This is a genomic window from bacterium (assembly GCA_040753555.1).
Taxonomy (GTDB): Bacteria; UBA9089; UBA9088; order UBA9088; family UBA9088; genus JBFLYE01.
The window spans coordinates 1-3,409 of the sequence record JBFMDZ010000215.1 but is presented as its reverse complement, the minus strand read 5'-3'; the positions used below and the strand labels follow the sequence as shown (position 1 = coordinate 3,409).

At 35.2% G+C, this 3,409-nt stretch carries 4 protein-coding genes; all 4 read right to left on the bottom strand.

All coding sequences use genetic code 11. The annotated features are described in order from the left end of the window. Positions 1-991: NHL repeat-containing protein (locus AB1630_11505; GenBank protein ID MEW6104419.1), on the bottom strand; the 991-nt coding region annotated here is incomplete at its 3' end. Positions 992-1,043: 52 nt separating this feature from the next. Next, positions 1,044-1,700, bottom strand: a complete 657-nt coding sequence (locus AB1630_11500; GenBank protein ID MEW6104418.1) for a YIP1 family protein — start codon at positions 1,698-1,700, stop codon at positions 1,044-1,046. A 31-nt stretch (positions 1,701-1,731) separates the two neighbouring features. Next, positions 1,732-2,322: a hypothetical protein gene (locus tag AB1630_11495; GenBank protein MEW6104417.1), complete on the bottom strand. Its 591-nt coding sequence runs from the start codon at positions 2,320-2,322 to the stop codon at positions 1,732-1,734. Between the two features lie 107 nt (positions 2,323-2,429). Continuing rightward, complete coding sequence (locus AB1630_11490; protein MEW6104416.1) at positions 2,430-3,341, bottom strand: hypothetical protein; 912 nt, start codon at positions 3,339-3,341, stop codon at positions 2,430-2,432. Positions 3,342-3,409: the final 68 nt, after the last annotated feature.

Genomic DNA, 3,409 nt, shown 5'->3' with positions numbered 1-3,409 from the left:
TTGCTTGTTCGGGTATGGTGTAGCTGATTGTGGCATTATCAAACGCTCCATCATTGTTGGGAGAAAATATGGAAGGCAAGCAAGAGACAAAGGTGATGTATGTCCCAATATTAAAGGCTTCAAATTTGCACCCTGTTGAGTCAATGACATACAACTTATTATCTTGGGCAATTACCCCTTTTTGTGGCTGTAAAAGTCCACCTTTACCGAGGCTATACCTGCCATAAGATTCCATATATATCCCATTTGGAGAAAACTTACAAACCCTGTGGTTTTCTGTATCAATGGCTAAAATATAGCCTTCAGAATCAACTACTACATCTTGTGGCATAGCAAACTGACCATCTTCCTGGCCTCTTGCTCCAAAGCTTAAAAGATAATTTCCATCAGGGCTAAACTTCTGAATCCGATGATTATATGTATCAGCAACATAGATATTGCCTTGATTATCTATATCAATCCCATAGGGATGCCATAGCTTGCCTGTCTGGGTTCCCCATTGGCCAAAGGAATTAGAGCCTGAGAATGAGTTTATTGGATTGCCATCAAGAGAAAATTTGGAAATTCTCTGGTTAAATGAATCACAGATAAGAAAATATCCATTTCTAAAATCTATAGCAATATCCCTTGGAAGGAAGAATTGGCCTACTCCATTCCCTTCCGAGCCAATTGTCTTTACAAAGCTAATGCTTGTTCCATTATCCTTAAGCTTTTGTATTCTATGATTTCCTGTATCAACAACATAAATATCCCCCTGTGGGGTAACCCCAATCCCTTGGGGTTGCATAAACTTACCCTCTCCCTTACCTACATCACCGTAGACTAAGGGATTTGAGCCATCAAGATTACATCGGACAATCCGACAATTACCTGTATCAGCAATGTAGAGATAATTACCATTTGTGGCAATGCCATAGGGGTTGTTGAGGTCAAGGCTATAACCCTTAACTTGAAACAACAAGGTAAATATTGCTAAAAATATTTGCTTCAATCTTAACATGTTATGATTTCTCCTTTAACATTATAATTCCTATCCATACTTATTACCCTTTCATATGGAAAATTGCACACAAAGCGACGATTGCTCCAATTCCTACCAAAGAAAAAAACAGTGCTGGCAAAATTAGAAACCATATTCGGCATCTCCATTTTTCTGGTTTCATTACAATCGTTACTCCTTGATAACCTACATAAATAGAATAATAGCTTGCAACTATGCTAATTATAGCTAATAATAGGTCTTTCATAGGCAACAATGGCTCATCAGGAATATAAGGCTTTGGACTGCTCAAAGTCTCTATAATTGATACAAAAACAGTAATAAAACATGGGAGGAAACATGAGTAAAGATTAATGAATCTTGCTGTTTTGATATTCGCTACTCCTTTCGACCATTTTACCCGTAGATTAAAAAACCAACCGCCTAATCTATAAAAACAATAACCTATTATCAATCCTATAATTATGGCGAATGTCCAATAGATAAACCAATTATTCAAAAACTCAACTTGATCCAATTTATTTTTCAAATCCCATTTTACAAATTGCTGGTCAATTCTATTAATTTCATCAGCCACTCCATAGATTATGAGTGTAAACCAAAAATATGGTGAAAATTCCTCCCGGAAATATTCCCTAAAAAATTTCTTTGGCTGAAAGACTATTAACCTCCAGAAACTTAAAAAAGTCAGCATTTCCATAATAAAATTCTCCTTATAACCCTCTCTTTTTTCATCTTTTTATCCCCAAATGTTTCTCAATTGTTTCTGCTTTAATGCAAGGCTCATCTATGGTAAATGGATTTGGGCTCCTAACAAGCATTATCCCTCCATCTGCTAATTCTTCGGTTATATATGAGGGAGAAGACAAAAGTTTTTCTTTGCCGAATTTTTCTACTAATTGGGGACCAAAAAAATTAGTCCAATAGATAGTTTTTATACTACCCAATTTGGCATCGGCATAGCGTGTAGCTGGAGGTCCTCCTACCATTCCAATGCCATATTCTCCATATCCGTAGAAAAAATCCAAGAAATTATATAGATATTTATTTATCTCTATTAGCTGAATCGCCATTTCATTTCCTTCTAATCCACGAAAATAAACTTGATCAACAGAAATATTAAGGTAATTAACAAATTCTGGTTGTTTCATTTCATCAGAATGGATTGAAAGACAAATATCTCGCTTATCCCACCATAAACCAATTCTTCCTCCTTTTTCTTGACACAGTATATTCAAAATTTCATCAATATTATCACATTCAAACCAGTCTTCTCGTAAATAGCTCCAATATCCCAAATATTTATTTTCTTCCACTGGCATATAAGAAATGCCTTTTCTTTCCAGTTTGAAAATTACATCTTTCAGAAAGTCGAAGTTTAGCTTAAAAGGCTGATTAAAGTAAAAGGTGGTACGATAAACATCTCCCATTACGGTATCACCTCCACTACTACTTTCTTTACTTCTTCAAGCCATGTTTTTATCCCATCTTCTACACTTCCTTTAAATACCACTTTTTTATTACAAGTAGCTGAATGTTCATACCAAATTTTTATCTTTCTTCCTAAATCTGCTTTTAAGTCATTGTATTCTGAAGAACCTGGAGGATATTTAGAAAAATCGAACCTTTTTGCTTCAATGATTGTTCCATCTTCAAGAAAGACATCAATATCAGTTGAGCCAGAAGTAGTTTTGAGTGGCTTTGATACCTCTGCCACATTACTCACATTTTTTGCCGCCACCTCTGCCTCAAATGCTTTCCCTAAATTATTGCAGGTTGAAATGTCATCTGCCAATTTTCCTGCTCCATTCACATTACTAATTGTATCCAAATCCTTAAATATGGCTTTTTTAACAGCATCATCAGCATAGGCAGGATTATGCCAAATTCTCTCAGTAATATCATCTCCATATTTTTTGGAGATATTTTTAAACAATGTCCTTGCCTCATCGCCATATTTAGCAAAGAACTCGCATAATTTCTCTGCATCGTTTGTATTTTTAAGTAACCTTGTGGCTATATTCTGGTCTTTACATAGAAAGTCAAGTAGTTTTTTGCCTGCTTGAAAGGTTTCGGGTTTTAATAAGAGTTTTGGCACTAGCTCACCAAGTCTATTGGCTGCCTCTATGGGAATTGCTCTACCCAATGCCTTAAGGCTATTTATTACAACATCATCCCCTAAAAATATAGGATAGACATCTAAAAAGAAGCCTACAATAGCAACTAATAGGACAAACTTATTGATAGGTTTTTTAGCAAAGTGATTATCTATCTCCCTTGCTATATCTAGTGTGCTGTCCCTTAAATAAGGTATGTTATATTTTACAAGGTTTTCCTGCATATGTCCATGCAAATGGTTTTGCTTTTTTGTTGTAATATTCAATATACTCCAATAACTTCTGTTTTAAT